Genomic DNA, 24,537 nt, shown 5'->3' with positions numbered 1-24,537 from the left:
ATGGAAACTAGGCGTATCGCTTGTTCCGCAGGTTGTTCTTCATTTCACGCAGCAACGGCTGCAACCGCGCGCCGCCGATCCGCAGCGCCACGGTGGTGGCCAGCACGTCGATGATCACCAGGTGCAGCAGCCGCGACACCATCGGGCTGTAGCGGTCGTAACCCTCGGGGTGGTCGGCAGCCAGGTGGATGTGGCCCGCCGAAGCAAGGGGCGACCCGGTGGCGGTGATCACGATCGCGGTCGCGCCGTTCTTGCGCGCGATGTCGCACGCATCCATCAGGTCGCGCGTGCGGCCGGAGTTGGAGATCACCACGATGCAATCGCCCGGCCCGAGCATGGTCGCACCCATCACCTGCATGTGCCCGTCGCTGTACGCGACCGTGTTCACGCCCAGGCGGAAGAACTTGTGCTGCGCGTCCTGCGCGACGATGCCGGAATTGCCGACGCCATAGAACTCGATGCGCCGGCCGGTCTGGTAGGTCGCCGCCAGCGCCTGCGCGGCGCGCTCGATCGCGAAGGTCGACGCGTCGTTGCGGTACTTCAGGAACGCGGCGACCGCATTGTCGATCACCTTCACCAGCACGTCGCCGGTCTTGTCGTCGGCGTCCACGCTGCGGTGGATGAAGGGCACGCCTTCGCTCACGCTGCCCGCGAGCTTGAGCTTGAAGTCCGACAGGCCGTCGTAACCCATGCTGCGGCAGAAGCGAACGACGGTGGGCTTGCTCACGTGCGCGCGCTCGGCCAGCTCGCTCACCGGCAGGTTCGCGAAGATGCGCGGGTCGGACAGGACGAGCTTGCCCACGCGCTGTTCGGCAGGCGCGAGGGACTGCAGCGAGGCGCGGATGCGGTCCAGCATGCTCAGAGCTCCTCCGGCCACGAGTAGCCGTCGCGCGCGATCATGGCGCTGGATGCGCTCGGGCCCCAGGTGCCCGCCGCGTACGGCCGCGGCCCGTTGTCGTCGTTGGCCCAGTATTCGAGGATCGGCTCGACCCAGCGCCACGCCTCTTCCTGCTCGTCGCTGCGCACGAACAGGTTCAACCGTCCGTCGATCACGTCCAGCAGCAGCCGCTCGTAGGCGCCGACGCGCTCGCTGCCGAAACGCTTGTCGAAGTCGAGGTCCAGGTGCGCGGGCGCGAGCGCCTGCGTGTTGCGCCGGTTCTCCTGGCCTTGCGCCAGCAGGTGCAGCTGCAGCCCGTCGCGCGGCTGCAGGTTGATCACCAGCTTGTTCGCCGCACCCGGCGGCGCATTGAAGATCGCGTGCGGGGCAGGACGGAAGTTCACCACGATGCACGCGTTGCGCGCCGCCATGCGCTTGCCGGTGCGGATGTAGAAGGGCACGCCCGCCCAGCGCCAGTTGGCGATCTCGGCGCGCAGCGCCACGAAGGTTTCGGTGTTGCTTTGGGGGTCCACGCCGGGCTCCTCGCGGTAGCCGGGAACCTGCTCGCCGTTCACCACGCCGGCGGCGTACTGGCCGCGCACCACGTGCTGCGCGAGGTCGGTCGGGGTCCAGGCCTTGAGCGACCGCAGGACCTTGAGCTTCTCGTCGCGGATGGCGTCGGCATGCGCGTTGATCGGCGGCTCCATGCCCAGGGCGCACAGCAGTTGCAGCGCATGGTTCTGCACCATGTCGCGCAGCGCGCCGGTGGTGTCGTAGAACGCGCCGCGCTTCTCGACGCCGAGGTCCTCCGCGATCGTGATCTGGATGTTGGCGATCGTCTCGCGCCGCCACAACGGCTCGAAGAGCGAGTTGCCGAAGCGCAGCGCAAACAGGTTCTGCACCGACGGCTTGCCGAGGTAATGGTCGATGCGGAAGATCTGCTTCTCGGCGAACACGCGCCGCACCGCCTCGTTGATCGCGCGGTTGGACGCGAGATCGTGGCCGAGCGGTTTCTCGAGCACGAGGCGCACGTTGGGGCGGTTCAGCCCCGCCGCCCCGATCTGCTCGCAAGCCTGCGTGAAGAGCGACGGGCCGACCGCGAGGTACATCACCACCACGTCCGCGCCGCGCGACTCCAGCGTTTCCTTCAGCCGCCGGAAATCCTCCGGCTTCGACAGGTCCATGCGCACGAAGTGCAGCAACTGCGCGAACTGCTCGAACTCCTGCGGGCTCGGCTGCTTGGCGTCGTCCACCTGCGCGAAGCGCTCGCGGATCAGCGCGCGGTACTGCTCGTCGCCGAGGTCGTCGCGCGCGACGCCGATGATGCGCCCCTCCTTCGGCAGCGTGCCGTGGCGGAAGGCCTGGAAGAGTGCCGGCATGAGCTTGCGCCAGGCGAGGTCGCCGGTGCCGCCGAACAGGACGAGGTCGAAACTCATGGCTTTAATGTAACTTAGTTTCATGCATTTGGTGTTTACCCCGACAGCCGCTTGTCGGGGTGAAGCTATGCTGGCGTCGTAATCGAGTTACTTCCAAGAACGAACATGAGAAAACTGTTGCTCGCCGCGGCGCTTGCCGCCGCTTCCGTCGCCGCCTCCGCCCAGGGCCAGATCAACGTCATCTGCTCCGTGCAGGCCGAGTGGTGCAACATGATCGGCACGGTGTACGCGCGCACCACCGGCACGCGCGTGAACCTGAGCCTGAAGGGCTCGGGCGAAGCGCTCGCCCAGCTGATCGCGGAGAAGGACAACCCGAAGACCGACATCTGGTTCGGCGGCACGGGCGACCCGCACCTGCAGGCCGCCGAGCAAGGCCTCACCGTCGAATACAAGTCGCCGTCGCTCCCGCAATTGCACGAGTGGGCGCAGCAGCAGGCCAGGCAGTCCGGCTACAAGACGGTGGGCATCTACTCGGGCCCCTTGGGCTTCGGCTACAACACCGAGCTGCTGGCCAAGAAGAAGATCGCGGTGCCCAAGACCTGGGCCGACCTGACGAAACCGGAGTACAAGGGCGACATCCAGGTGGCCAACCCCGCGTCCAGCGGTACCGCGTACACGATGATCGCGACGCTGGTGCAGCTGATGGGCGAGGACAAGGCGTTCGACTACCTCAAGGCGCTGCACCGCAACGTGAGCACCTATTCCCGCTCGGGCACGGGGCCGATCAAGGCGGTGGCGCGCGGTGAAACCGCCGTTTCCATCAGCTTCGTGCACGACGGCCCCGGCGAGAAGATGCAGGGCTTCCCGGTGGAGACCATCACGCCCGTGGACGGCACCGGCGCGGAGATCGGCTCGATGAGCATCATCAAGGGCTCGCGCAACATGGAAGCGGCCAAGAAGTTCTACGAATGGGCGCTCACGCCGGCCGCGCAGGAGATGGCGGCGGCCGCCAAGCAGTTCCAGCTGCCGTCGAACAAGGCGGCGAAGGTGGACTCGCGCGTGCCCGACTTCAAGAAGATCAAGTTCATCAACTACGACTACGCGAAGTACGGCGCCAGCGCCGAACGCCGCCGGCTGATCGCGCGCTGGGAAAAGGAAGTCAACTCGCTGCCGAAGTGATGCTGGCCTCCACGGTCCCGGAGGAACTGCCGCTCTCCCGTTCTCGCACGGGCCATCCGAACGCTGCGATCTGGGGCTGGCTCGCCGTGGGGTTTGCGGCCTACCTGCTGTGGCCCTGGTACGCACTGCAGGACACGAACGGCCTCATCGCCATCGCACGCGTGTTCGGCGGCGACGACACCGGCAACGGGCTGATGCAGATGGCGGCGTACGGCCGCGTGTGGCTCGCGTCCGGTCTCGCGGGGCTCGCCATCTGCGGCGCGGCCGCGTCGATGAAACCCGGGCGCACGCAAGGCAACGTGCTGCTCGCGGGCGGCGGCCTCGGCGCCGTCGGCCTGCTTGCCAGCGGGTTCTTCATCGGCGCGAAAGGCTGGAGCTTCGAGTGGGCCAACACCGCCTTTGGTGAACTCGCGCGCAACCAGTTCGGCATGGGCTGGGGCGGCTTCCTCGCGATCGCCTCGCTCGTGATGCTGGCGTCGTTCGGTGTCGCGCGGCGCGGCGCGTTCCGCGGCGACCTGTTCGTGGCGGCCGCGGTGATCGGCACTGCGTCGCTGCTCGGCATGTTCATCGTGTTCCCCGTTCTCAAGGCGCTGGCCGGTGCGTTCGCGGGCGAGGACGGCAAGTTCGCGGTGACGGCGATCTGGACGCGGCTGGCGAGCGAGCGCAACTGGGGGCTGGGCTGCCTCGCGGGCGGCGTGCGCTGCGGGGTGGCGTGGAACACGCTGTGGCTGGGCCTGTTCACGGCCGCGAGCACGACGCTGCTCGGCACGCTGATGGCGCTGATGGCCGAGCGCGGCCGCAAACCCGGCGGCGGCAAGCTGCTGAACGTGATCGCGCTGCTGCCGATCATCACGCCGCCGTTCGTGGTTGGCCTGGGCCTCATCCTGCTGTTCGGCCGCGCGGGCCTCGTCAACCAGTTCCTCGAATACGCCTTCGGCATCCCGCCCTCGCGCTGGTTCTACGGCGGCTCCGGTGTGTGGGTGGCGCAGACCTTCGCCTTCACGCCCATCGCCTTCATGATCATGCGCGGCGTGGTGCAAGGCATCGCACCGAGCCTGGAGGAGGCGGCGCAGACGCTGCGTGCCGACGCGCGCCGCACCTTCAGCACGGTGACGCTGCCGCTGCTCAAGCCGGGGCTGGCCAATGCCTTCCTCGTCGGCTTCATCGAGAGCATGGCAGACTTCGGCAACCCCATCGTGGTGGGCGGGCAGTTCTCGGTGCTGTCGACGGAGATCTTCTTCGCGATCGTCGGCGCGCAATACGACCAGGGCCGTGCCGCCTCGCTCGCGTGGCTGCTCACGCTCTTCGCGCTGGGGCTCTTCGCGCTGCAGCGCTGGGTGCTGGGGCGGCAGAATTACACGACGGTGACGGGCAAGGGCGACTCGGGCGTGCCGATGCCGCTGCCGCCCAATGTGCTCATGCTCACGCGCTGCGTCGCGCTGCCGTGGATCGCGTTCACGGTGGTGGTGTACCTGTTCGCGCTGGCGGGCGGCTTCGTGCGCACCTGGGGCCGCGACTACACCGTCACGCTGCAGCACTTCACGACAGCCTTCGCGCTGGAGTGGGGCCAGTTCGGCATCGTGTGGGCGGGCACGGCGTGGAACTCGTTCTTCACGACGATGAAGCTGGCCGCGATCTCCGCGCCGCTGACGGCGGGCCTCGGCCTGCTGATCGCGTGGCTGCTCGCGCGCACGGAGTTCCGCGGGCAGGGCTTCTTCGAATTCGCGGCGCTGCTCGCGTTCGCCATCCCCGGCACGGTGCTGGGCGTGAGCTACATCCTCGCGTTCAACGTGCCGCCCTTCGAGCTGACGGGCACGGGGCTGATCATCGTGCTGTGCTTCCTGTTCCGCAATTTGCCCGTCGGCGTGCGCGCCGGTACGGCGGCGTTCAAGCAACTGGACAAGTCGCTGGATGAAGCGTCGGTGATGCTGCGCGCCTCCAGCATCCAGACGCTGCGTTACGTCGTGCTGCCGCTGCTCAAGCCCGCGCTGGTGGCCGCTCTGGTCTACAGCTTCGTGCGCGCGATCACCACGGTGTCGGCGGTGATCTTCCTGGTGACGGCGGAGAACGAGCTCGCCACCACCTACATCATCGGCCGGGTCGGCAACGGCGACTACGGCGTGGCGCTGGCGTACTGCACGGTGCTGATCGTGACGATGAGCGCCGCCACGGCGTTGATCCAGCTGGTCGTCGGCGAACGCAAGCTGGGCCGCCGCCGCGTCGCCGCGGTGCCGATCACGAGGACGGGGGTTTGAACAGGATGACAACGGCCGGCATCGAATTCCGCAACGTCAGCAAGCGCTACGGCAGCGACAGCAATGGGCCGCTGGCCGTGCGCGAGATCAGCTTCGAGGTGCCGCGCGGCTGCCTCACGACGATCCTCGGGCCCTCGGGCTGCGGCAAGACGACGACGCTGCGCATGATCGCGGGGCTGGAGTCGCCGACGTCGGGCCAGATCCTGATCGGCGGCCAGGACGTCACCACGCTCGGCCCCGCGCAGCGCAACGTGAGCATGATGTTCCAGAGCTACGCGCTGTTCCCGCACATGAACGTGGTGGAGAACGTGATGTACGGCCTGCGCATGTCCGGGCTGCCGCAGGAGCCCGCGCAGGCACGCGCGGTGGAGACCTTGCGCAGCGTGGGCCTCGTGGGTTTCGACGAGCGCCTGCCCAGCGAGCTCTCCGGCGGGCAGCAGCAGCGCGTGGCGCTCGCGCGCGCGCTCGTGCTGCAACCCGAGGTGCTGCTGTTCGACGAGCCGCTCTCCAACCTCGACGCGCGCCTGCGCCGCGAGATGCGCGACGAGATCCGCTCGCTGCAGCAGCGGCTCGCGCTCACGGTCGCGTACGTCACGCACGACCAGAGCGAGGCGCTCGCGGTGAGCGACCAGATCATCGTGATGGACCACGGCATCATCGCGCAGCGGGGCACGCCCCAGGAGTTGTACGAAGCGCCCGCGAGCGAGTTCGTGGCGGGCTTCATGGGCGAGGCGATGCTGTTCCCCGCGATGGCCGATGCGTCGGGGCGGGTGAGCCTCGGCCCGCTGCGCATCGCGCCGCGCCAGCCCGTGACGGCCGGCCCGGTGAAAGTGGCGGTGCGCCCGGAAGCGTGGAACATCGGCCCGCCCGGTGCGGGGCTGATGGGGCGCCTCGCGAAGTCGGCCTATCTCGGCAGCAACTACGAGTACACCTTCGAGACCGAGCTCGGCCCGGTGTTCGTCGTGTCGTCGGACCTGTCGCGCGCCCTCGGCGTCGGCGCGGACGTGAGCCTGCAACTCGCCGACCACGGCGTCTCGGTTGTGCAGGTTTCGTAACCCGCGCGCGCACGTCGCGCCGGATAATGACTGCATGAACCAGCTCGACGCACTCAAGCAGTACACGACCGTCGTGGCGGACACGGGAGACTTCCGCCAGCTCGCCCAGTTCAAGCCGCAGGACGCCACCACCAATCCCTCGCTCATCCTCAAGGCGGTGCAGAAGCCCGACTACGCGCCGCTGCTGCGCGAGACGGTGGAGCGCTTCCGCAGGCGGCCGATGGACGAGGTGATGGACCGCCTGATCGTGCGCTTCGGCGTGGAGATCCTGCGCATCATCCCCGGCCGCGTTTCGACGGAGGTGGATGCGCGGCTGAGTTTCGACGCGGATGCGAGCTTCACGCGCGCCGAACGCATCATCGAGATGTACCAGGCCGAGGGCGTTCCGGTGGACCGCGTGCTGATCAAGGTGGCGTCCACGTGGGAAGGCATCCAGGCTGCCAAGCGGCTGCAGGAGCGCGGCATCAACACCAACCTCACGCTGCTGTTCTCGTTCTGCCAGGCCGTGGCCTGCGCGCAGGCGAAGGTGCAGCTCATCTCGCCCTTCGTCGGCCGCATCTACGACTGGTACAGGAAGCAGGCGGGCAGCGCGTGGAACGAAGAGGCGAACGCCGGCGCCAACGACCCCGGCGTGAAGTCGGTGCGGCAGATCTACGACTACTACAAGCACTTCGGCATCGCCACCGAGGTGATGGGCGCGAGCTTCCGCAACACCGGCCAGATCCTCGCGCTCGCGGGCTGCGACCTGCTGACCATCAGCCCGGAGCTGATGGCGCAGCTGGCCGCGTCCGAGGCGCCCGTGGCGCGCTCGCTCGACCCGATCCAGGCCCAGATGGGGATGATCGACGCGATGCAGTACGACGAGGCGAGTTTCCGCTACGCGCTCAACGACGACGCCATGGCGACCGAGAAGCTCGCCGAAGGCATCCGCGCCTTCGCGGCCGACGCCGTGAAGCTCGAGCAGCTGATGAAGGCCTCCTGATGCACCGCGTGCGTTGCGACCGGACGGCGGCGTGGCCGCGGCTGCAGACCTACTACAAGGAGCAGGGCGCGAATTTCGATCTGCGCACGGCTTTCGACAGCGACCCGAAGCGTTTCGCCCACTTCAGCCAGCAGGCGCCGCACGTCTTCGCCGACCTGTCGAAGAACCTGCTGAACCACGTCGCCGAGGCGCTGCTTTTCGAGCTGGCGCAGCAGTGCGGCGTGCCCGCGTACCGCGATGCGATGTTCGCGGGCGAGAAGATCAACAACACGGAGCAGCGCGCGGTGAAGCACTGGCTGCTGCGCGCGCCGAAAGGCTCGTCGGCGGACCCCGACCTCGCGCTCGTGCACGAGACGCTCGATGCGATGCTGGCTTACGCAGAGCGCGTGCGCGCGGACGATGCGATCACGGAAGTGGTGAACATCGGCATCGGCGGCTCGGACCTGGGGCCGCAGATGGTGGTGACGGCGCTCGCGGCTCATGCCATGCCGGGCAAGCGCTTCCACTTCGTCTCCAACATCGACGGGCACGAACTGGCGGCCGTACTCGAGCAGGTCAAACCGGAGTCGACGCTTTTCCTCGTCGCCTCCAAGACATTCACCACGCTGGAGACGATGACCAACGCGCGCTCCGCGAAGCGCTGGTTCGAGCAGAACGGCGGCAAGGACATCGCGCGCCATTTCGCGGCACTCACGACCAACGTGGAAGCGGCCCGCGAGTTCGGCATTGACACCACCTTCGGCTTCTGGGACTGGGTGGGCGGCCGCTATTCGCTGTGGTCGGCCATCGGCCTGCCGATCGCGATCGCCATCGGCGCGGCTGGCTTCCGTGACTTGCTCGCCGGCGCCCATGCGATGGACGAACACTTCCGCACCGCGCCGGCGCAAGCCAACCTGCCGCTGCGCCTGGGCCTGCTCGACGTCTGGTACCGCGACTTCCACGGCTTCGGCAGCCGCAGCATCGCGCCGTACCACAGCGCCTTGCGCCGCGTGCCCGCCTACCTGCAGCAGCTGGAAATGGAAAGCAACGGCAAGAGCGTCGACGCCCAAGGCGCTGCCGTCACCTACGCCACCTCGCCGGTGCTGTGGGGAGAGCCCGGCACCAACGGCCAGCACGCGTACTTCCAGATGCTGCACCAGGGCACGGACCGCGTCCCCGTCGAATTCATTGCCGTGAAGCAACCCGCGCACGCCTTGCCCGTGCACCACGAGCTGCTGCTCGCGAACGCGCTGGCGCAGGCGCAGGCCCTGATGCAGGGCAGGCAGGACGCCGGCGGCCACCGCAACTTCAGCGGCAACCGCCCCAGCACGTTCTTCGTGCTGGACGAGCTGTCGCCCGCCTCGCTCGGCGCGTTCATCGCGCTTTACGAGCACCGCGTGTTCACCAGCGGCGCCGTGTGGGGCATCGACAGCTTCGACCAGTGGGGCGTGGAGCTGGGCAAGGTGCTGGCGCAGGACCTCGCGCCGCGCCTGGCCAGCGGCGACGCGGCGGGCCTGGACCCGTCCACGGCGGGCTTGCTGCAAAGGCTGCGATGAACGATCATGCGCGGCACCGAATGACGGAGGCTGCCATGACGTTCCAGGATTCCATCGCCACCTGCCTGCGCAAGTACGCCACGTTCGAGGGCCGCGCCTCGCGCTCGGAGTTCTGGTGGTTCATGCTGTTCTTCGTGCTGGCGATCGCCATCCCCAGCATGATCAGCGACATCGCCGCCAACATCATCGCGCTGGCGCTGCTCGTCCCCAACCTCGCCGTCAGCGCGCGCCGCCTGCACGACATCCAGAAGAGCGGCTGGTTCCTGCTGCTGGGGCTGATCCCCATCATCGGCAGCATCATCCTGCTCGTGTGGTCGATCAAGAAGAGCGACCCCAACGACAACGAGTACGGCCCGGTGCCGGCCGAGGTGGCGCAAGGCGCGATGGCCGCGCCGCCCGGCGCGGTGTAGCCGCCACCGTCCTTCGTCTATCCCGCGCTTCGCGCCGGAACCCCGGCCGGGCGCGCCGCGACCTACTTGCAGCCGACAAGCTGCAAGGAGATCCGCATGGTGTCCCACGCTCTTTCCCAACATCGCCTGCTGCGCTGGATGGTGGGCGTCTCGCTTGCCGCCCTCGCCACCGCGGTGGCTGCCACGGTCATCGTCCTGAACGAACCGCAGGCTCCCGTGCAAGCGGGCCTGCCGGGCGAGCAGGTGTACCAGCGCGGCGCGGTCACCTGGCGCCTGCAGGAGGGCGAGTGCACCCGCGACGACCTCGGCGCGGCGCTCATCGACGAAGACCGCGTGGGCCTGCACAGGGCGGCGGTCGTGGAGCACGGCACCCGCCAGTGGGCCGCCTGCTGGTCCGTCGACACCGACGGCGACATCATCGTCGTCGACACCAGCGGCGGGCGCGGGTTCATGCCGAAAGACTGGTTCCACACCGTCTCGCGATAAAAAAAGCCGGCCCAAGGGCCGGCTTCTTCGTTGCCTGGGAGGCTGGACTTACATGTCCATGCCGCCCATGCCGCCCATGCCACCGGGCATGCCGCCGGCGGGCGCTTCGTCCTTCGGCGCCTCGGCGACCATGGCTTCGGTCGTGAGCATCAGCGACGCGACGGAAGCGGCGTTCTGCAGGGCAGTACGCGTGACCTTCGTCGGGTCCAGGATGCCCATCTCGATCATGTCGCCATAGGTGTCGTTGGCGGCGTTGAAGCCGTAGTTGCCCTTGCCGGCCAGCACCGCGTTCACGACCACGCTGGCTTCGCCGCCGGCGTTGGACACGATCTCGCGCAGGGGCGCTTCGATCGCCTTGAGCACCAGCTTGATGCCGGCGTCCTGGTCGGGGTTGTCGCCCTTGATCTCGCCGGCGGCCTGCTTGGCGCGCAGCAGCGCGACGCCACCGCCGGCCACGATGCCTTCTTCCACGGCAGCGCGGGTGGCGTGCAGCGCGTCTTCCACGCGGGCCTTCTTTTCCTTCATCTCGACTTCGGTGGCGGCACCGACCTTGATCACCGCAACGCCGCCGGCCAGCTTGGCCACGCGCTCCTGCAGCTTCTCGCGGTCGTAGTCGCTCGTCGCCTCTTCGATCTGCACGCGGATCTGCTTGACGCGCGCTTCGATGTCCGCGGCGGCGCCGGCGCCGTCGATGATGGTGGTGTTTTCCTTGCCCACTTCGATGCGCTTGGCCTGGCCCAGGTCGGCCAGCGTGACCTTCTCGAGGCTCATGCCGGTCTCTTCGCTGATGACCTTGCCGCCCGTGAGGATGGCGATGTCTTCCAGCATGGCCTTGCGGCGGTCACCGAAGCCCGGCGCCTTGACGGCCACGACCTTCAGGATGCCGCGGATGGTGTTGACCACCAGCGTGGCGAGCGCTTCGCCTTCGACTTCTTCCGCGATGATCAGCAGCGGGCGCGACGCCTTGGCCACTTGCTCGAGCACCGGCAGCAGGTCGCGGATCGACGAAACCTTCTTGTCGTACAGCAGCACGAACGGGTTGTCCAGCAGCGCCGCCTGCTTCTCGGGGTTGTTGATGAAGTAGGGCGACAGGTAGCCGCGGTCGAACTGCATGCCTTCGACGACGTCCAGCTCGTTCTCGAGGGACTTGCCGTCCTCGACGGTGATGACGCCTTCCTTGCCGACCTTGTCCATCGCGTCCGCGATGATCTTGCCGATGGATTCGTCGCTGTTGGCGGAGATGGAGCCGACCTGCGCGATTTCCTTGGAGGTGGTGGTGGGCTTGGAGGCCTTCTTCAGCTGCTCCGTCAGGGCGATGACCGCCTTGTCGATGCCGCGCTTGAGGTCCATCGGGTTCATGCCGGCGGCCACGTACTTCATGCCTTCGCGGATGATGGCCTGGGCCAGCACCGTGGCGGTGGTGGTGCCGTCACCGGCGTTGTCGCTGGTCTTGGAAGCCACTTCCTTGACCATCTGCGCGCCCATGTTCTGGAGCTTGTCCTTCAGCTCGATTTCCTTGGCCACGGAGACACCGTCCTTGGTGACCGTGGGGGCGCCGAACGAACGCTCGAGCACCACGTTGCGGCCCTTGGGGCCCAGCGTGACCTTGACCGCGTTGGCCAGGATGTTCACGCCCTCGACCATGCGCGCGCGCGCATCGCCGCCGAAAATGACGTCTTTTGCTGCCATGTTCTATGACTCCTTGATCAGATTTACTTTTCGATGACCGCGAAGAGGTCTTCTTCTTTCATGACGAGGAGTTCCTCGCCGTCCACCTTGACCGTCTGGCCGCTGTACTTGCCGAACAGGACCTTGTCGTCGACCTTGACGGCCATCGCGACGAGCTCGCCCTTGTCGTTCTTGCGGCCCTGGCCGACGGCGATCACCACACCCTGGTCCGGCTTCTCGGCGGCGTTGTCGGGGATCACGATGCCCGAGGCGGTCTTGGTCTCGTTCTCCATGCGCTTGACGATCACCCGATCGTGCAGGGGGCGAAGTTTCATTGCATCTCCTTGACTTGAAACTTTGGTAGACATCAAAAAGCGCCAACAGGGGGCCAGCGCTTGGTAACTTACGCGGAGCTGGGCTGTTAGCACTCAACTCCGGCGAGTGCTAATCATAAGGCTTTTCGGGGAGCTTTCAAGCGTGGCGACGCGATGCCTGCAGGACACCCCAGACGTAGATCGCCAGCAGCACCAGCAGGCAGCAGGCGCCGAGCATGGAGTAGCGGCTGACCATCGTTTCGATCGACCAGCCATACCACTCCACCAACCTCGTCGCATCGGACGGCCCGCCGCGCTCCATCTCGCCGAAGGGGATGTCGCTGTAGTCGTTGCGCGCCGTCCACCAGGTCGGAAAGATGTCGAAGAACGCGCCGGCGCCGATCACGAGGAAGCCCCAGCGCAGCCGGCCGTGGTACAGCTGCGTGCCCTTGCCGAAGAAGAAGCTCGCCATCAGCGCGGTGGCCAGCACCATCCCCATGCCGTCGCCACCGAAGGTGATGAACGCCTCGGCGCGGCGCTCGTCGATCATGAACGTGCCCACGGCCTGCAGCGCGAGCAGCAGCACGGCGAGGCCGGCCAAGCCGCGATGCCCGCCGCGCCATGCACGCCAGCCCATCGCGCACAGCACGCTCCCCAGCACCACCGGCGCAACGAAGCCGCGCGTCTCGGCGATGCGCGTGAACCACAACGTGGGCACCGCCGTGAAGCCGCAGAACCAGGCGCTGACGGTGTGCCCCAATTCGTGCACCGGCATGCCGAGGAAGATGCGCTGCATCCCCGGCGCGAACACGTGGAAGGCGATGCCCGCAAGCAGGGCTGCAGGCAGGGCGAAAAGGCACAGCTTCAGTTCGAGCGCGGGGTCTTCGACCGCGCCCGGTTCGCTGTCGGGCACCTGCTGCGCTTCGTCGATCACGATCTCGGGCAGCGCCGGCGGCGCCGCCGCGCGCCCATGCCTGCGGATCTGGTCGGCCTTCGCATAGTCCGCGCCGCAGCGCGGGCACGCCGCAGCGAGCGCGCGCGGGGCTCCGCACCAGGGGCAGGTCGATGCTGTCGATGCGGCTGTGTCCACGGTACTTCCTTGCGTCTTCATGCGTTCAGGGGCGTGCCGCAGCCGCCACGGGGATCTCCAGCGTGAACGTCGCACCCTGGCCGGCGCCTTCGCTGTGCGCCGTCAGCTTGCCACCCATCTCCATCGCCGCCAGCGCGCAGCTGTGCAGGCCGAAGCCATGCCCGTCGCGGCGCGTCGTGAAGCCATGCGCGAAGATGCGCGTGAGGTTCTCCGGCGCGATGCCCTCGCCCTTGTCCGCCACCAGCACGCGCAGCTTCGGGCCGTCGGCAAGGTCCACCTTCAGCCGGATCTCCGGGGCGCGCCCGCCGCTGCCGCTCACCGCCTGCTTCGCGTTGTTGATCAGGTTCACCATGATCAGCAGCATCCGGTGCTTGTCCAGCGCCAGCGGGGGCACGTCCGCGATCTCCTTGACCACGGTGACGCCGCTGCGCTTGAACGACTCGGCGTTCATGCGCAGCGCGTCGTCCACCAGGTCCTGCACGCGGATCGACTCGATCACGCTCGCCGGGAAACCCGCATACGACTGCTGCATCGCCACGATCTCCTTGATGTGGTCCACGCTCGCGCCCAGGCGTGCCAGGTCCTCCAGCAGGCTCGCGCGCTCGGCCGCAAGCGCCTTGGCAAGCTGGCCGAGGTAGCGCGGCAGGAGCTTGCCTTTCGGGTCGTCCTGCAGGTAGGCGGCAAGGTCGCCCTCGTGGCCCTCGAGCATCTGCGCCACCTTGCCCAGCCCCTCGGCCTTGGAGTGTTCGACCGTGCGGCGGATCAAGCCGGTGGCGACATTCACGCTGTTCAGCACGTTGCCCACGTTGTGCAGCACGTTGGTGGCGATCTCGGCCATGCCCGCGCGGCGCGCCGCAGTCACCAGCGCCTCCTGCGCCTCGCGCAGCTCGCCGGTGCGCTGCTGCAGCGCGAGCATCTCGTCCGACACGCGCGCGTTCGCGCGCTGCAGTTCGTCCACGAGGTAGTTGAACGCGCGGGCGGTGCGGCCGATCTCGTCGTCGCTGGAGACTTCGGCGCGGCGGGTGAGGTTGCCGCCGGCCAGGTCGGCCGCCGCGCTGTGGATCGCCTCCACCTTCGAACGCACGTGCCGCGTCACCACCACCGTCGCGCCGAGCGCCGCGAGCAGCGCGAGCAGCAGCAGCGCCGAGAACGCCACCAGCAGCCAGCGCGAGCGCTCGCGCGACTGCGCGAACGCCTCGTCCGTGAGCTCGCGCTCCACGCCGACCATCCGGGTGAGGTTCCACGACACGACGCCGAAAGCGCTCTCCAGCCGGCGCTCGGTCAGCGCGTCGATCTGCTGCGCGGCGAAGGCCTGTTCCACCATCGCGACGTACCTGCGCAGCGAGGCCATCGTGGCCTGGATCACCTCCTGCTCGCGCGGATCCAGGCCCTGCCCGCTGAAGTACTCCAGCGTCGGCAGCGCGGTCTTCAGCTTGCCGAGCACCTCGTCCTTCGACAGGCGCGCGAGCGCGCCGCGCTCGCCGCCCGCCGCTGCCAGGGCTTCGTCCAGCTGCTGGTGCGCCTCCTGGATGAAGGCACTGGCCTCCAGCGCCAGCTGCAGGTGGGAGAAGCGCACGTCGTTGAGCGTGCTGATGGTGTCGCGCTGCTGCGCCAGCCCCCAGTACGCGCCGGCCGCCACGATGGCCAGCGCGACGATGCCCACCGCGGGGGCCAGCAGCAGCTTGGTGGCCAGCGAGAGGCGCCCGAGCCAGCGTCCCATCGTGCGGCACCCCTAGCGCGGCGCGTACGAGACGACGCGCACGGTGACGGTCTTCTCGCCCTCGTTGCGCACCACCGTGTAGTCGTGGCGGCCGTCGCCGTTGGCGTCGAAGGTGTACGCGCCGCCCGTGCCCTGGTGGCCCCGGGTGGCCAGCAATGCGCGGCGCAGCGCGTCGGGGCTGGTGCTGCCCGCCTTGTTCATCGCCGCCGCGAGCAGGTGCACGGCGTCGTAGACCCAGCTCGCGCGCACGTCCGGCTCCTCGCCCCAGCGCTCGGTGTACCTGCGGCCGAACGCCCTGGCCTGCGCATTCGAGTCCGGCACGAAGTCCCGCACGGAATAGCTCTGGTCCAGGGCGCCGCCGGCGAGCTTGCGCGCTCGCGGCGACGACAGCGACGTCGAGCCGATCAGCTGCGTGTCCACGCCCGCCTGCCGCAGCTGCCGGGCGAAAGCGCCGACGGCATTGGCGCTGAAGTACGTGGCCACGACGTCGATGTCGCTGCGCTTGAGCGCCTGCGCGACGGGCGCGAAGTTCTGCGCCTGCGGGTTGACGCCGTGCACCGCCACCGGCGCGAGGCCGACGCCCTTGAGCTCCTCGACCAGCCGGTCCTTCGCGTCGATGCCGAAGCTCTCCGCCGCGTACACGATGGCCCACCGCTTGCGGCCCAGCGTGTTGACGCCGAAGTCGGCGATCGCGCGCGCCGAGTAGCCGTCGTGCGGCCGCACGCGGAAGATCCAGGGGTTCTTCGCCTGCGTGAGCGCGTGGCTCGTGCCGCCGATGAGCGCCGGGATGCGGGCCTGCGCGATGACGGGCATCATCGCCTGGATGTGGGTGCTGTGCAGCGTGGTGATGATCGCCTTGACGTCGCGGTTGGCCACGAGCTGCGTCGCGGCGACCACCGAGCCCGGGTTGGTGCTCTCGTTGTCCGCGGTCACCAGCTCCAGCGTCCGCCCCAGCACGCCGCCGGCGCGGTTGACCTCTTCCAGCGCCAGCGTCGCGCCGCGTGTGGACTCGCGCGCGTACTCCGCATAGGCGCCCGTCGTCTCCACGACGAGGCCGATCTTGACCGGGTCGGCCCCGGTGGCGGCGCCCGCGCCCATGGCGCCTGCGAGGGCCACGATCCGCGCGAGCCGTTTCGCGCTCATGCCTGCCGCGGGATGGAAAAGGAGAACGTGGCGCCGGCGCCGGGCGAGGACTCCACCCAGATGCGACCGCCGCAGCTCTCCACGATCTTCCTGCACACGGCCAGGCCCACGCCGATGCCGCCTTGCTCGCCGGCCGGGGGCACTTGCGGGAACACTGTAAAGATGCGGTCCGCGCGCTCGGCCGCCAGGCCGATGCCGTTGTCGCGCACGGAGAAGGTCCACTCGCGCGGGCCCTCGCTGCATTCCACGCGCACGGCGGGCGTGCGGTCGGGCGGCACGAACCGGATGGCGTTGGCCACGAGATGGCGCAGGATGTGCGCGAGCGCCTCGGGGTCGCCGTTGATGCGCGGCATCGGCCCCGCGTCCACCACGGCCCGCGTGCCCGCGATCGGCAGGGCCAGCTCGCCCAGCGTCCTGCGCAGCACGTCGCCCATGTCCACCTCACGCGACGGTGTGCCGGCCCGCGCCGCCTCGAGCTGCCGGGTGAGCTCCTGGACCAGGGCGGCCGCGCGGCGCGCACCCGCCCACTTGGCCGCGAGCGCGCGGGCGAGCTGCATCACTTCGGCCGGGTCGAAGGGCTTCTTCAGGATCAGGAGGTTGTCGCCCGCGTCCAGGCGGCTGACGAACTCGTCCCACGGGTAATCGGAATACGCGGTGCACACCACCACCTGCAGCTGCGGGTCGGTGGCCCACAGGTGCTCGATGGTCTCCAGCCCGTCCCAGCCGGGGGGCATGCGCATGTCGACGAATGCCACGGCATAAGGCCGGCCGTCGCGCAAGGAAGCCTGCAGCTTGGCCAGCCCCTCCTGCCCCTGGTACGCGCTGTCAAGCTCGAAGCTGCCGCCGCCTTTGCCGGCGGGCTCGCCGAACAGCTCGGAGCCCAGCTCCTCCAGTTCGGACACGGCCGGATGGGGCGCGAGGATGCGCTCGAAATCCTCGTGGATCGAGCGGACGTCGTCGATGAGCAGGATGCGCCCGCCCTGGGAGGTGCCCGTGGCCAGCATGCCGCCATCACAGCACGGCGGCCCACGGCGCGTGCTAGCGGTTGCCCTCTTGGCGCGGCGGCGGAATCGCGGAAGAATCCCCTGTTAGCGTGCGCAATGCGCCCTGCATCTTGCGCAGCGCGCTCGCCCAGTCGCCGTGCGAGTCCTGCCGCAGCAGGCGCAGCGTCGGGTACCAGGGCGAATCCTCCCGCTGCAGCATCCAGCGCCAGTCCGGGTCGCGCGGCAGCAGCACCATCGCCGGGCGCAGCAGCGCGCCTGCGAGATGGACGACCGAGGTGTCGACGGCCACGAGCGCATCGCAGATCTCGCACACGGCCGCGGTGTCCGCGAAGTCGCGCAGCTGCGCGCCGATGTTGCGCACGAGGCTCTGGCCCGCGAGCACTTCGCGGTCGTGCGGCCGCGGCTCCTTCTGCAGGCCGATGTACTCGATGCCTTCGGGCAGGAAGGGCAGGATCTGCGCGAGCTGGATGCTGCGCTTCGCATCTCGCACGTGCAACGTGCTGCCGCTCCAGACGAGCGCCACGCGCGGGCGCGTTCGCTTGCCCAGCAGCTTGCGCCAGCGCGCGACCAGGTGCGCGGGCGTGTGCAGGTAGCGGCCCGGCGAGGGGATCGTTTCCAGCGTCGTGCCGAACCGCATCGGCAGGCCGAGCAGCGGGCAGTGCAGGTCGAAAGGCGGCAGCGGGTCGCCGCGCGCGACGACGACCGCCGCACCCGGCAGGCCGCTGACGAGCGGCAGCAATTCGCGCTGCACTTCGAGGATGACGTACGCGCCGCGCTGCGCCACGAGCTTGGCGTAGCGGCAGAACTGGATGGTGTCGCCGAGCCCCTGCTCGGCGTGCAGCAGGATGCGCTTGCCCTCGAGTGGCGACTTGCCGTCCCACAGCGGCTGGTCCGCCGGCCAGCGGTACATCGTGCCCTTCACACCGGCGCGCACCTCGTACAGCGGCCAGCCGTTGGCGAGGTCGCCGGTCAGCAGCGTGAGCAGCGACAGGCCGAGCAGCGCGTCGAGGTATTGCGGGTTCAGCTGCAGCGCGTGGCGGTAGTCCGCGATCGCACCCTCAAGGTCGCCCGCGCCCTGCCTGGCGCTGCCGCGGTTGCGAAAGGCCACGGCATCGGCCTGGCCGCACTCGATCGCCTGTGTGTACGCGTCCACCGCGTCCTGGAAGCGGGCCATCTCCATCAGCGAGCGGCCGCGGTTGAAGTGTGCCGGGCCGAAGCGCGGGTTGAGGGCGAGCGCCGCCTCCTGCGCCGCGAGCGAACGGACGAACTCGCCCATCTCGAAGAGCGCGCGCCCGAGGTCGGCGAAGTACGCGGGGTCGCGATGCTGGTCCAGCGCTTCCTGGATCAATCGCGCGGCGGTGACGTAGTCGCCGCGCTGGCCGTGGATGGTGCCCAGCAGGTGCAGCGCGTCGGGATGCTTCGGTGCGCGCTGCAGGATGTCCCGGTAGGTTGCCTCGGCGGCGTCGAGGTCGTTCGCGCGGTGCAGCGCCACGGCGCGCGCGACGAGCGTGTCGAGCGGTTCGTCGTCAGCCGATCGTGAGGTCGACTCGCTTGCCATGGTGCTTCAGCGCGACCTGCGTGGGGTCGCTCTCGTGCGTCGCCACGATGTTCATGCCGACGCGATGGCTGCGGTAACCCAGCTGCGCCAGCAGCTCGCCGATCGCCGCCTCGTCCGACTTGATCACTTCCACCAGCAACGCCGGCTTGTGGCGCTGCAGCGTCTCGCGCGCCCCGCGCAGGGCCTCGATCTCCATGCCCTCGATGTCCAGCTTGAGCAGGTCGAGGCGGCCGATGTTCATGGCGTCGAGGTTCACCAGCGGTACGGTCGCCATCTTCTCCGCCGCGTACGACACGGGTTGCCCGATGTCCTCGTTGCCCTCGCGGGCGCGCAGCTCCAGGCTGCCGAAGCTGGCGGGCTGCAGGTAGTTCGGCTGGGGAATGGCGATGTCGCCCGTCGTCTCGCCGAGCGCGGCGAAACGCGCGCGCGCATTCAGGCAGTTGTTGAGCGCGATGTTGCCGGCCAGCGCATAGAACACGAACTCCTGCGCCTCGAACGCGACGACGCTGCCCCAGCCGGCCATGTGCCGCGCCCACTCGACGGTGTGCACGCCGATGTTGGCGCCGCCGTCGATGGCGACGACGCCGTTGCCGAAATACTTGCGGCGCTTGTCGAGCAGCGCCAGGGCGATGGCCACTTCCTTCGGGTCGAAGCTCGAGTGGGAGAGGAGCTGCCAGCCCACGCCGATGCCGCGGTCCGCGCCGTCCATGCGGTAGTCGTGCCGGTTCACGATCATGCTGCCGTGGTTCGTCGATGCGAGCACGAACGCGATGGGGCGGTCGGGGTGGGCCATACTGCGCATCGAGGATACAACACGCTGCAAGGAGCAACCCTTATGTTCAAGGCCCTGGTGCTGGAGAAGAACCCCGATTTCGCCGCCGCCGTGCGCGAGGTGGATGACGGTTTCCTGCCCGAAGGCGACGTCACCCTCGACGTCGAATATTCGACCCTCAATTACAAGGACGGCCTGGCCATCACCAACAAGTCGCCCGTCGTGCGCAGCTGGCCCATGGTGGCCGGCATCGACGGCTCCGGCACGGTGGTGGAGAGCGCGTCGCCCGAATGGCGCGCCGGCGATGCGGTCGTGCTCAATGGCTTCGGTGTCGGCGAGACGCACAAGGGCTGCCTCGCGGGCCGCGCGCGCCTGAAGGGCCAGTGGCTGGTGCGGCGGCCCACGGCTTTCAGCGCGAAGCAGGCGATGGCCATCGGCACGGCGGGCTACACCGCGATGCTGTGCGTGCTCGCGCTCGAGCGGCACGGCGTGAAGGCCGGGGACGGCGAGGTGCTGGTCACCGGCGCGACCGGTGGGGTCGGTTCGGTTGCGATCGCGTTGCTGTCGAAGCTGGGGCACAAGGTCGTCGCCGCGACGGGCAAGGCCTCGGAAGAGGGCTACCTGAAGAAGCTGGGCGCCGCGTCCATCATCGACCGCAACGAGCTCTCCGCGCCGGGCAAGCCGCTGCAGAAGGAGCGCTGGACGGCCGTGGTGGACGCCGTGGGCAGCCACACGCTCGCGAACGCATGCGCGCAGGTGCGCTACGGCGGCGCGGTCGCTGCATGCGGGCTCGCGCAGGGCATGGACTTCCCCGCGACCGTCGCGCCCTTCATCCTGCGCGGCGTGGCGCTGCTGGGCGTGGACAGCGTGATGGCGCCGCGCGCGTTGCGCGAGCAGGCGTGGTCGCGGCTTGCGCGCGACCTCGACGTCGCGCTGCTCGATGAGATGACCACCGAGATCGGGCTCGACGGCGCCATCGACGCCGCGCAGAAGCTGATGGCAGGCCAGGTGCGCGGCCGCTACGTCGTCAAGACTCGCTGAGCATCCGGTACTCGCGGATCGCTGCCACCGTGGTGCACAGCAACCCGTGCGCCTGCGCGAAGGCTGCGACCTGCTCGCCGCGCGCCATGCTGCCGTCGGGGTTCATCAGCTCGCACAGCACGCCGGCGGGGTAGCGGCCCGCCAGCACGGCGAGGTCCACGGCCGCTTCGGTGTGGCCCTCGCGCTCCAGCACGCCGCCCGTGCGCGCGATGAGCGGGAAGACGTGGCCGGGGCTCACGATCTCGCTGCGCTCCAGCGTCGAGCGCAGCGCGCACTGGATGGTCTGCACGCGGTCGGCCGCCGACACGCCGGTCGACACGCCGAACGCCGCTTCGATCGATTGCGTGAACGCAGTGGCATGCCGTGACCGGTTCACCTCGACCATCGGCCGCAGGCGCAGCTCGCTGGCCTTGTCGGGCCGGATGCAGAGGCACACGATGCCGCTGCCTTCGCGGATCATCAGCGCCATGGTCGCCGGCGTGACGAGATCCGCGGCGACGATCAGGTCGGCTTCGTTCTCGCGCTCGGCATCGTCGAGCACGAGCACGGGCTTGCCGAGCGCGACGTCGGCAATGACCGCATCGAGCGGCGCCAGTTCGAGGGTAGGGGTGACAGAGATCATTGAAACGCTCCTGTTTGTTGAACAAAAACGCCCCAAGGCTTGCGAAGCAGCGCACGCCCACCTGCCCTGCGGCAAGGCGCGAACGCATCTTCTTTCATCCGGACTGTGACCGTCGGCTCCAGAATCGCACTGGATCTGCTGACCCTCGCTCTCTTTCGATACGCGAAGCGCTCGCGGGCTCGCGGTTGTGACGCCGCCTACCGCCGGTGGGGACTTCCACCCCGCCCTGAAGACAGCTCCACTATAGGCGCCACGCGATTCCACGCGCGCGCGAGGGGCTATAGTCGAAGTCGCGATGGAGACAAGCAGCGAGAGTGCAGTACCCACGCGCAGGCGCCGCCATCTGCTGGTGCGCCGCGCGGCGGTGATGCACAGGCGCGCATCGCGGCTCGATCCCACGGTGCGGGGCCTGCTGTGGTCCAGCGCAGCCGGCTTGCTGTTCGTGCTGCTCAACACGCTGATGCGCGGGCTGGCGATCGACCTGGACCCGTTCGAGGTCCAGTTCCTGCGCTACGTGTTCGGCATCGTCGTGCTGCTGCCGATGGTGGCGCACAGCGGCGTGGCCGCGTACATGCCGCTGAACATCCGCGGGCAGTTCGTGCGCGGCGGCGTGCACACGCTGGGGCTGTGCCTGTGGTTCGTCGCGATCCCGCACATCACCATCGCCGACACCACGGCCATCGGCTTCACGGGGCCGATCTTCATCATGCTGGGCGCGGCACTCGTGTTCAAGGAGCCGATGCGCTGGGAGCGCTGGCTCGCGGCCGCGATCGGCTTCGCGGGCGTGCTGATCGTCGTGGGGCCCAAGCTCTCGGCCGCGGGCGGCATCTACACGCTCGTGATGCTGGCCTCTTCGCCGGTTTTCGCCGCGTCGTTCCTTCTCACGAAGGCGTTGACCCGCTACGAGCGGGCGGAGGTGATCGTGCTGTGGCAGGGAATCAGCGTGGCCCTCCTGAGCCTGCCGCTGTCGCTGCTGCACTGGCAGTGGCCGACGGCGTGGCAGTGGGGCGGCTTCTTCGTGTGCGGCTTCCTCGGCAGCGCAGGGCACTACTGCCTGACGCGGTCCTATGCGGTCGCCGACATCTCGGCCACGCAGTCGGTGAAGTTCCTCGACCTCGTCTGGGCGAGCGCGCTGGGGTGGCTGGTGTTCAGCGACATGCCGAGCGATTCGACGCTGCTCGGGGGTTTCGTGATCTTCCTGTCGACGATGTGGATCGCGCGCCGCGAAGCTCGCAGCAGGGTGGCTTAAACGACGTTCGCGATCCCGCTCGCCACATGCCCCGCCGGCACATGCCGCGCCGCCTGGTCCACGTGCCGCGTCTGGTCGTCGAAGAAGAAGTCCGGCTCGAACTGCCGCAGGAACTCGCCCTTGGGCAGGCCGCCGAGGAACATGGCCTCGTCCACCTGGATGTTCCAGTCCATCAGCGTGCGGATGGCGCGCTCGTGCGCCGGCGCGCTGCGCGCCGTGACGAGCGCCGTGCGGATGCGCATCGATGGATCGCCCGCCTGCTGCAAGCGATGCAGCGCAGTGAGGAAAGGCTTGAATGGCCCGTCGGGCAGCGGCTGCGCGGCCTTGGTCAGCTCGTGCAACTGGAAAGCCTCGAGCCCGTCGCGCTGGAACACCTTCTCCGCCTCGTCGGAGAACAGCACCGCGTCGCCGTCGAAGGCGATGCGCACTTCGTTCGGGTAGTTGACGCTCGCGACCATCGATTCGGTGAGCACGCGCGCCGCCGGGAAACCGGCCGCCAAGGCTTCGCGCACGTCCTGCGCGTTCGCGGACAGGAACAGGTGCGCGCGCAGCGGGTGCAGGTACCCGAACGGAGGCCGGCCTTGCGTGAACACGCCGCGCGACAGCGGGATGTGCGCCGCCTTGGCCGAGCGGAACACGCGCATGCCGGAGACGGGGTCGTTGCGCGAGAGGATCACGACCTCCACGCGCTGCTTGTCGGGGTCGTTGAACGCCAGCAGCTTGCGGATGAGCGAGAAGGCGATGCCGGGCTGCGCGGGCTGGTCCAACCGCTGCAGCTGCAGCTTCATGTAGGCCTGCGGGTCGCCGCCTTCGAAGACACGGTTCTCTTCCTCGAAGTCGAACAGCGCGCGCGAGGAGATCGCGACGACGAGCTTGTCTTCAAGGCTGGGGGCTGCCATTCATCGGACCCACTGGTTCAGCTGGATGATAGGCAGGAGAACAGCCAGCACGATCATCATCACCACGAAACCCATGGTGACGATCAGCAGCGGCTCGAGCAACGTCGCGAGCTGCATCGCGCGCCGTTGCACTTCGGCGCCCAGCTGGTTGGCCGCGCGTTGCAGCATGGCGGGCAACTGGCCGGTCTGCTCGCCCATGCGGGCGAACATCGCGAGCAAGCCCGGGAAGCGCTTCTTCTGGCCCAGGGCGGATGCGAGCGGCGCGCCTTCGCGCACCAGGACCAGCGCGTCCATCGCGTCCGCCCGCATGGCGCGGTTGTTCAGGGTTTCCGCCGCGGCCTGCAGGGCCCGCAGGATCGGCACACCGGCGCCGGCCAGCATGGCCAGGGTGCTGGCGAACTGTGCCGCGTTGTAACCGCGGGCCAGCCGTCCCAGCAGCGGGACAGTGAGGAAGCCCGCATCGAATTTTTCACGGAATGCAACATTCCTGAGGCTGCTGCGTAGGAGCAGTCCCACGCCAACGCCTGCAATCAGGATGATCCAGCCGTAATCGCGGACGAACGCACTGATCCAGAGCATGGCGACGGTCAGGAACGGGAGGGCGCGCTTGGTGCCCGCAAACACGTTCGCGACTTGCGGGACGACATACGTAACAAGAAATAACACGATCACGATCGCCACGAGCGTGACGATCGCGGGGTAGAGAGCGGCTCCGAGGAGCTTGGCGCGCAAGGCCTGGCGGGCTTCCAGGTCGTCGGCCAGCTTGTCCAGGACCTGGCCGAGGTGGCCGCTTTGCTCGCCCGCGGCGACCACGGCGACGTAGATCTCGGAGAAGTCGCGCGGGAAGTGGGAAAGGGCGGTGGCGAAGGTGGCGCCGGCGTTCACTTCGGCCCGCAAGGCGGCGACAAGGTGGCGCTCACGCTCGCCCTGCGCCTCATCGGCGAGCGCAGTGAGCGCGCGCTCCAAGGGCAGGCCGGAGCCGACCAGGCCAGCCAGCTGGCGGGTCCAGATGGTCAGGGCGGTGTCGTTGAAAACGGCCCGCGTGAAGGGGCGCGGGGCGCCTGCGGACGACGCCCCCGCTTCGACGGGAGCGACCTGCAGGGGGATGAGCGCCTGGGAGCGCAACTGGCTGCGGGCCGCCTTGGCGGTGTCCGCTTCCAGCACGCCGCGCCGGGTTTCGCCCTGGCTGTCGAGCGCCTCGAAAGAGTAGGCAGGCATTGAAGGTGTAACAGTGTGTAGTAGATTCGAGAGGCCGCCCGTCACAATTGCCGTGAATGTGCAACAAATGCACGGGCTATTCTT

At 68.7% G+C, this 24,537-nt stretch carries 22 protein-coding genes and 1 riboswitch; of the genes, 9 read left to right on the top strand and 13 right to left on the bottom strand.

All coding sequences use genetic code 11. From position 1 onward, the window contains the following. Nucleotides 1-7: 7 nt before the first annotated feature. On the bottom strand, nucleotides 8-856 hold the full coding sequence (locus tag H8R02_RS02540) for a MurR/RpiR family transcriptional regulator (RefSeq protein WP_187079767.1): 849 nt from the start codon (nucleotides 854-856) through the stop codon (nucleotides 8-10). Nucleotides 857-858: 2 nt separating this feature from the next. After that, nucleotides 859-2,313: a glucose-6-phosphate dehydrogenase gene (gene zwf / locus H8R02_RS02535; RefSeq protein ID WP_187079766.1), complete on the bottom strand. Its 1,455-nt coding sequence runs from the start codon at nucleotides 2,311-2,313 to the stop codon at nucleotides 859-861. A 105-nt stretch (nucleotides 2,314-2,418) separates the two neighbouring features. Here zwf and H8R02_RS02530 point away from each other — a divergent pair, with 105 nt between their 5' ends. The 7 genes from H8R02_RS02530 to H8R02_RS02500 all read left to right on the top strand — a co-directional run bounded on the left by H8R02_RS02530 (nucleotide 2,419) and on the right by H8R02_RS02500 (nucleotide 10,155). Continuing rightward, nucleotides 2,419-3,432, top strand: coding sequence for an ABC transporter substrate-binding protein (locus H8R02_RS02530; RefSeq protein ID WP_187079765.1), 1,014 nt, complete (start codon nucleotides 2,419-2,421; stop codon nucleotides 3,430-3,432). Further along, complete coding sequence (locus tag H8R02_RS02525; protein ID WP_187079764.1) at nucleotides 3,432-5,687, top strand: ABC transporter permease; 2,256 nt, start codon at nucleotides 3,432-3,434, stop codon at nucleotides 5,685-5,687. Before H8R02_RS02530 ends, H8R02_RS02525 begins: the two co-directional genes overlap by 1 nt. Before the next feature lie 5 nt (nucleotides 5,688-5,692). Further along, the gene (locus H8R02_RS02520) at nucleotides 5,693-6,742 is read left to right on the top strand and encodes an ABC transporter ATP-binding protein (RefSeq protein ID WP_187080579.1); all 1,050 of its coding nucleotides are present in this window, start codon (nucleotides 5,693-5,695) and stop codon (nucleotides 6,740-6,742) included. Nucleotides 6,743-6,776: 34 nt separating this feature from the next. Next, the gene (tal, locus tag H8R02_RS02515) at nucleotides 6,777-7,724 is read left to right on the top strand and encodes a transaldolase (protein WP_187079763.1); all 948 of its coding nucleotides are present in this window, start codon (nucleotides 6,777-6,779) and stop codon (nucleotides 7,722-7,724) included. Continuing rightward, the gene (pgi, locus tag H8R02_RS02510) at nucleotides 7,724-9,259 is read left to right on the top strand and encodes a glucose-6-phosphate isomerase (RefSeq protein ID WP_187079762.1); all 1,536 of its coding nucleotides are present in this window, start codon (nucleotides 7,724-7,726) and stop codon (nucleotides 9,257-9,259) included. The genes tal and pgi overlap by 1 nt, the downstream gene beginning before the upstream one ends. A gap of 35 nt (nucleotides 9,260-9,294) precedes the next feature. Further along, on the top strand, nucleotides 9,295-9,669 hold the full coding sequence (locus tag H8R02_RS02505) for a DUF805 domain-containing protein (protein ID WP_187079761.1): 375 nt from the start codon (nucleotides 9,295-9,297) through the stop codon (nucleotides 9,667-9,669). A 96-nt stretch (nucleotides 9,670-9,765) separates the two neighbouring features. Beyond that, nucleotides 9,766-10,155 (top strand): hypothetical protein, encoded by a 390-nt coding sequence (locus H8R02_RS02500; protein WP_187079760.1) that lies wholly within the window; start codon nucleotides 9,766-9,768, stop codon nucleotides 10,153-10,155. 48 nt (nucleotides 10,156-10,203) lie between these two features. On the opposite strand, the gene groL is transcribed toward H8R02_RS02500, so the two are convergent. From groL to H8R02_RS02460, 8 genes are all read right to left on the bottom strand, one after another. Next, the gene (groL, locus tag H8R02_RS02495) at nucleotides 10,204-11,844 is read right to left on the bottom strand and encodes a chaperonin GroEL (protein WP_187079759.1); all 1,641 of its coding nucleotides are present in this window, start codon (nucleotides 11,842-11,844) and stop codon (nucleotides 10,204-10,206) included. Between the two features lie 23 nt (nucleotides 11,845-11,867). Beyond that, a complete protein-coding gene (groES, locus tag H8R02_RS02490; RefSeq protein WP_187079758.1) occupies nucleotides 11,868-12,158 on the bottom strand; it encodes a co-chaperone GroES in 291 nt (96 codons plus the stop codon). Nucleotides 12,159-12,294: 136 nt separating this feature from the next. Further along, a complete protein-coding gene (locus H8R02_RS02485; RefSeq protein WP_187079757.1) occupies nucleotides 12,295-13,227 on the bottom strand; it encodes a hypothetical protein in 933 nt (310 codons plus the stop codon). Nucleotides 13,228-13,252: 25 nt separating this feature from the next. Continuing rightward, nucleotides 13,253-14,947, bottom strand: coding sequence for an ATP-binding protein (locus tag H8R02_RS02480; protein ID WP_187079756.1), 1,695 nt, complete (start codon nucleotides 14,945-14,947; stop codon nucleotides 13,253-13,255). A 12-nt stretch (nucleotides 14,948-14,959) separates the two neighbouring features. Continuing rightward, nucleotides 14,960-16,090 (bottom strand): ABC transporter substrate-binding protein, encoded by a 1,131-nt coding sequence (locus H8R02_RS02475; protein WP_187079755.1) that lies wholly within the window; start codon nucleotides 16,088-16,090, stop codon nucleotides 14,960-14,962. After that, nucleotides 16,087-17,094 carry an ATP-binding protein gene (locus tag H8R02_RS02470; RefSeq protein WP_187079754.1) on the bottom strand — a complete coding sequence of 336 codons (1,008 nt, stop codon included), beginning with the start codon at nucleotides 17,092-17,094 and terminating at the stop codon, nucleotides 16,087-16,089. Before H8R02_RS02470 ends, H8R02_RS02475 begins: the two co-directional genes overlap by 4 nt. A 34-nt stretch (nucleotides 17,095-17,128) precedes the next feature. After that, nucleotides 17,129-18,652, bottom strand: a complete 1,524-nt coding sequence (locus H8R02_RS02465; RefSeq protein WP_187079753.1) for a tetratricopeptide repeat protein — start codon at nucleotides 18,650-18,652, stop codon at nucleotides 17,129-17,131. After that, the gene (locus H8R02_RS02460; RefSeq protein ID WP_187079752.1) at nucleotides 18,621-19,445 is read right to left on the bottom strand and encodes an FkbM family methyltransferase; all 825 of its coding nucleotides are present in this window, start codon (nucleotides 19,443-19,445) and stop codon (nucleotides 18,621-18,623) included. The genes H8R02_RS02465 and H8R02_RS02460 overlap by 32 nt, the downstream gene beginning before the upstream one ends. Nucleotides 19,446-19,487: 42 nt before the next feature. Between H8R02_RS02460 and acuI the strand changes: the two genes are divergently transcribed. Continuing rightward, nucleotides 19,488-20,465 (top strand): acrylyl-CoA reductase (NADPH), encoded by a 978-nt coding sequence (acuI, locus tag H8R02_RS02455; protein ID WP_187079751.1) that lies wholly within the window; start codon nucleotides 19,488-19,490, stop codon nucleotides 20,463-20,465. Here the strand turns inward: acuI and ribB are convergent. Next, the gene (gene ribB, locus H8R02_RS02450) at nucleotides 20,452-21,087 is read right to left on the bottom strand and encodes a 3,4-dihydroxy-2-butanone-4-phosphate synthase (protein WP_187079750.1); all 636 of its coding nucleotides are present in this window, start codon (nucleotides 21,085-21,087) and stop codon (nucleotides 20,452-20,454) included. The genes acuI and ribB overlap by 14 nt on opposite strands. Before the next feature lie 82 nt (nucleotides 21,088-21,169). Beyond that, a riboswitch (FMN riboswitch) is annotated at nucleotides 21,170-21,325 on the bottom strand. Nucleotides 21,326-21,382: 57 nt separating this feature from the next. On the opposite strand from ribB, the gene H8R02_RS02445 reads away from it, so the two are divergent. Further along, the gene (locus tag H8R02_RS02445) at nucleotides 21,383-22,336 is read left to right on the top strand and encodes a DMT family transporter (protein WP_255429124.1); all 954 of its coding nucleotides are present in this window, start codon (nucleotides 21,383-21,385) and stop codon (nucleotides 22,334-22,336) included. Here the strand turns inward: H8R02_RS02445 and H8R02_RS02440 are convergent. Continuing rightward, nucleotides 22,333-23,235: a 5'-nucleotidase gene (locus H8R02_RS02440; protein ID WP_187079749.1), complete on the bottom strand. Its 903-nt coding sequence runs from the start codon at nucleotides 23,233-23,235 to the stop codon at nucleotides 22,333-22,335. The two genes, H8R02_RS02445 and H8R02_RS02440, sit on opposite strands and share 4 nt — an antisense overlap. Next, nucleotides 23,236-24,453: a type II secretion system inner membrane protein GspF gene (gene gspF / locus H8R02_RS02435; RefSeq protein ID WP_187079748.1), complete on the bottom strand. Its 1,218-nt coding sequence runs from the start codon at nucleotides 24,451-24,453 to the stop codon at nucleotides 23,236-23,238. Between the last annotated feature and the right edge of the window lie 84 nt (nucleotides 24,454-24,537).

The organism is Ramlibacter albus (assembly GCF_014297445.1).
In the GTDB taxonomy this organism is placed as follows: domain Bacteria; phylum Pseudomonadota; class Gammaproteobacteria; order Burkholderiales; family Burkholderiaceae_C; genus Ramlibacter; species Ramlibacter albus.
This window is presented reverse-complemented; position numbering and strand designations above follow the sequence as displayed.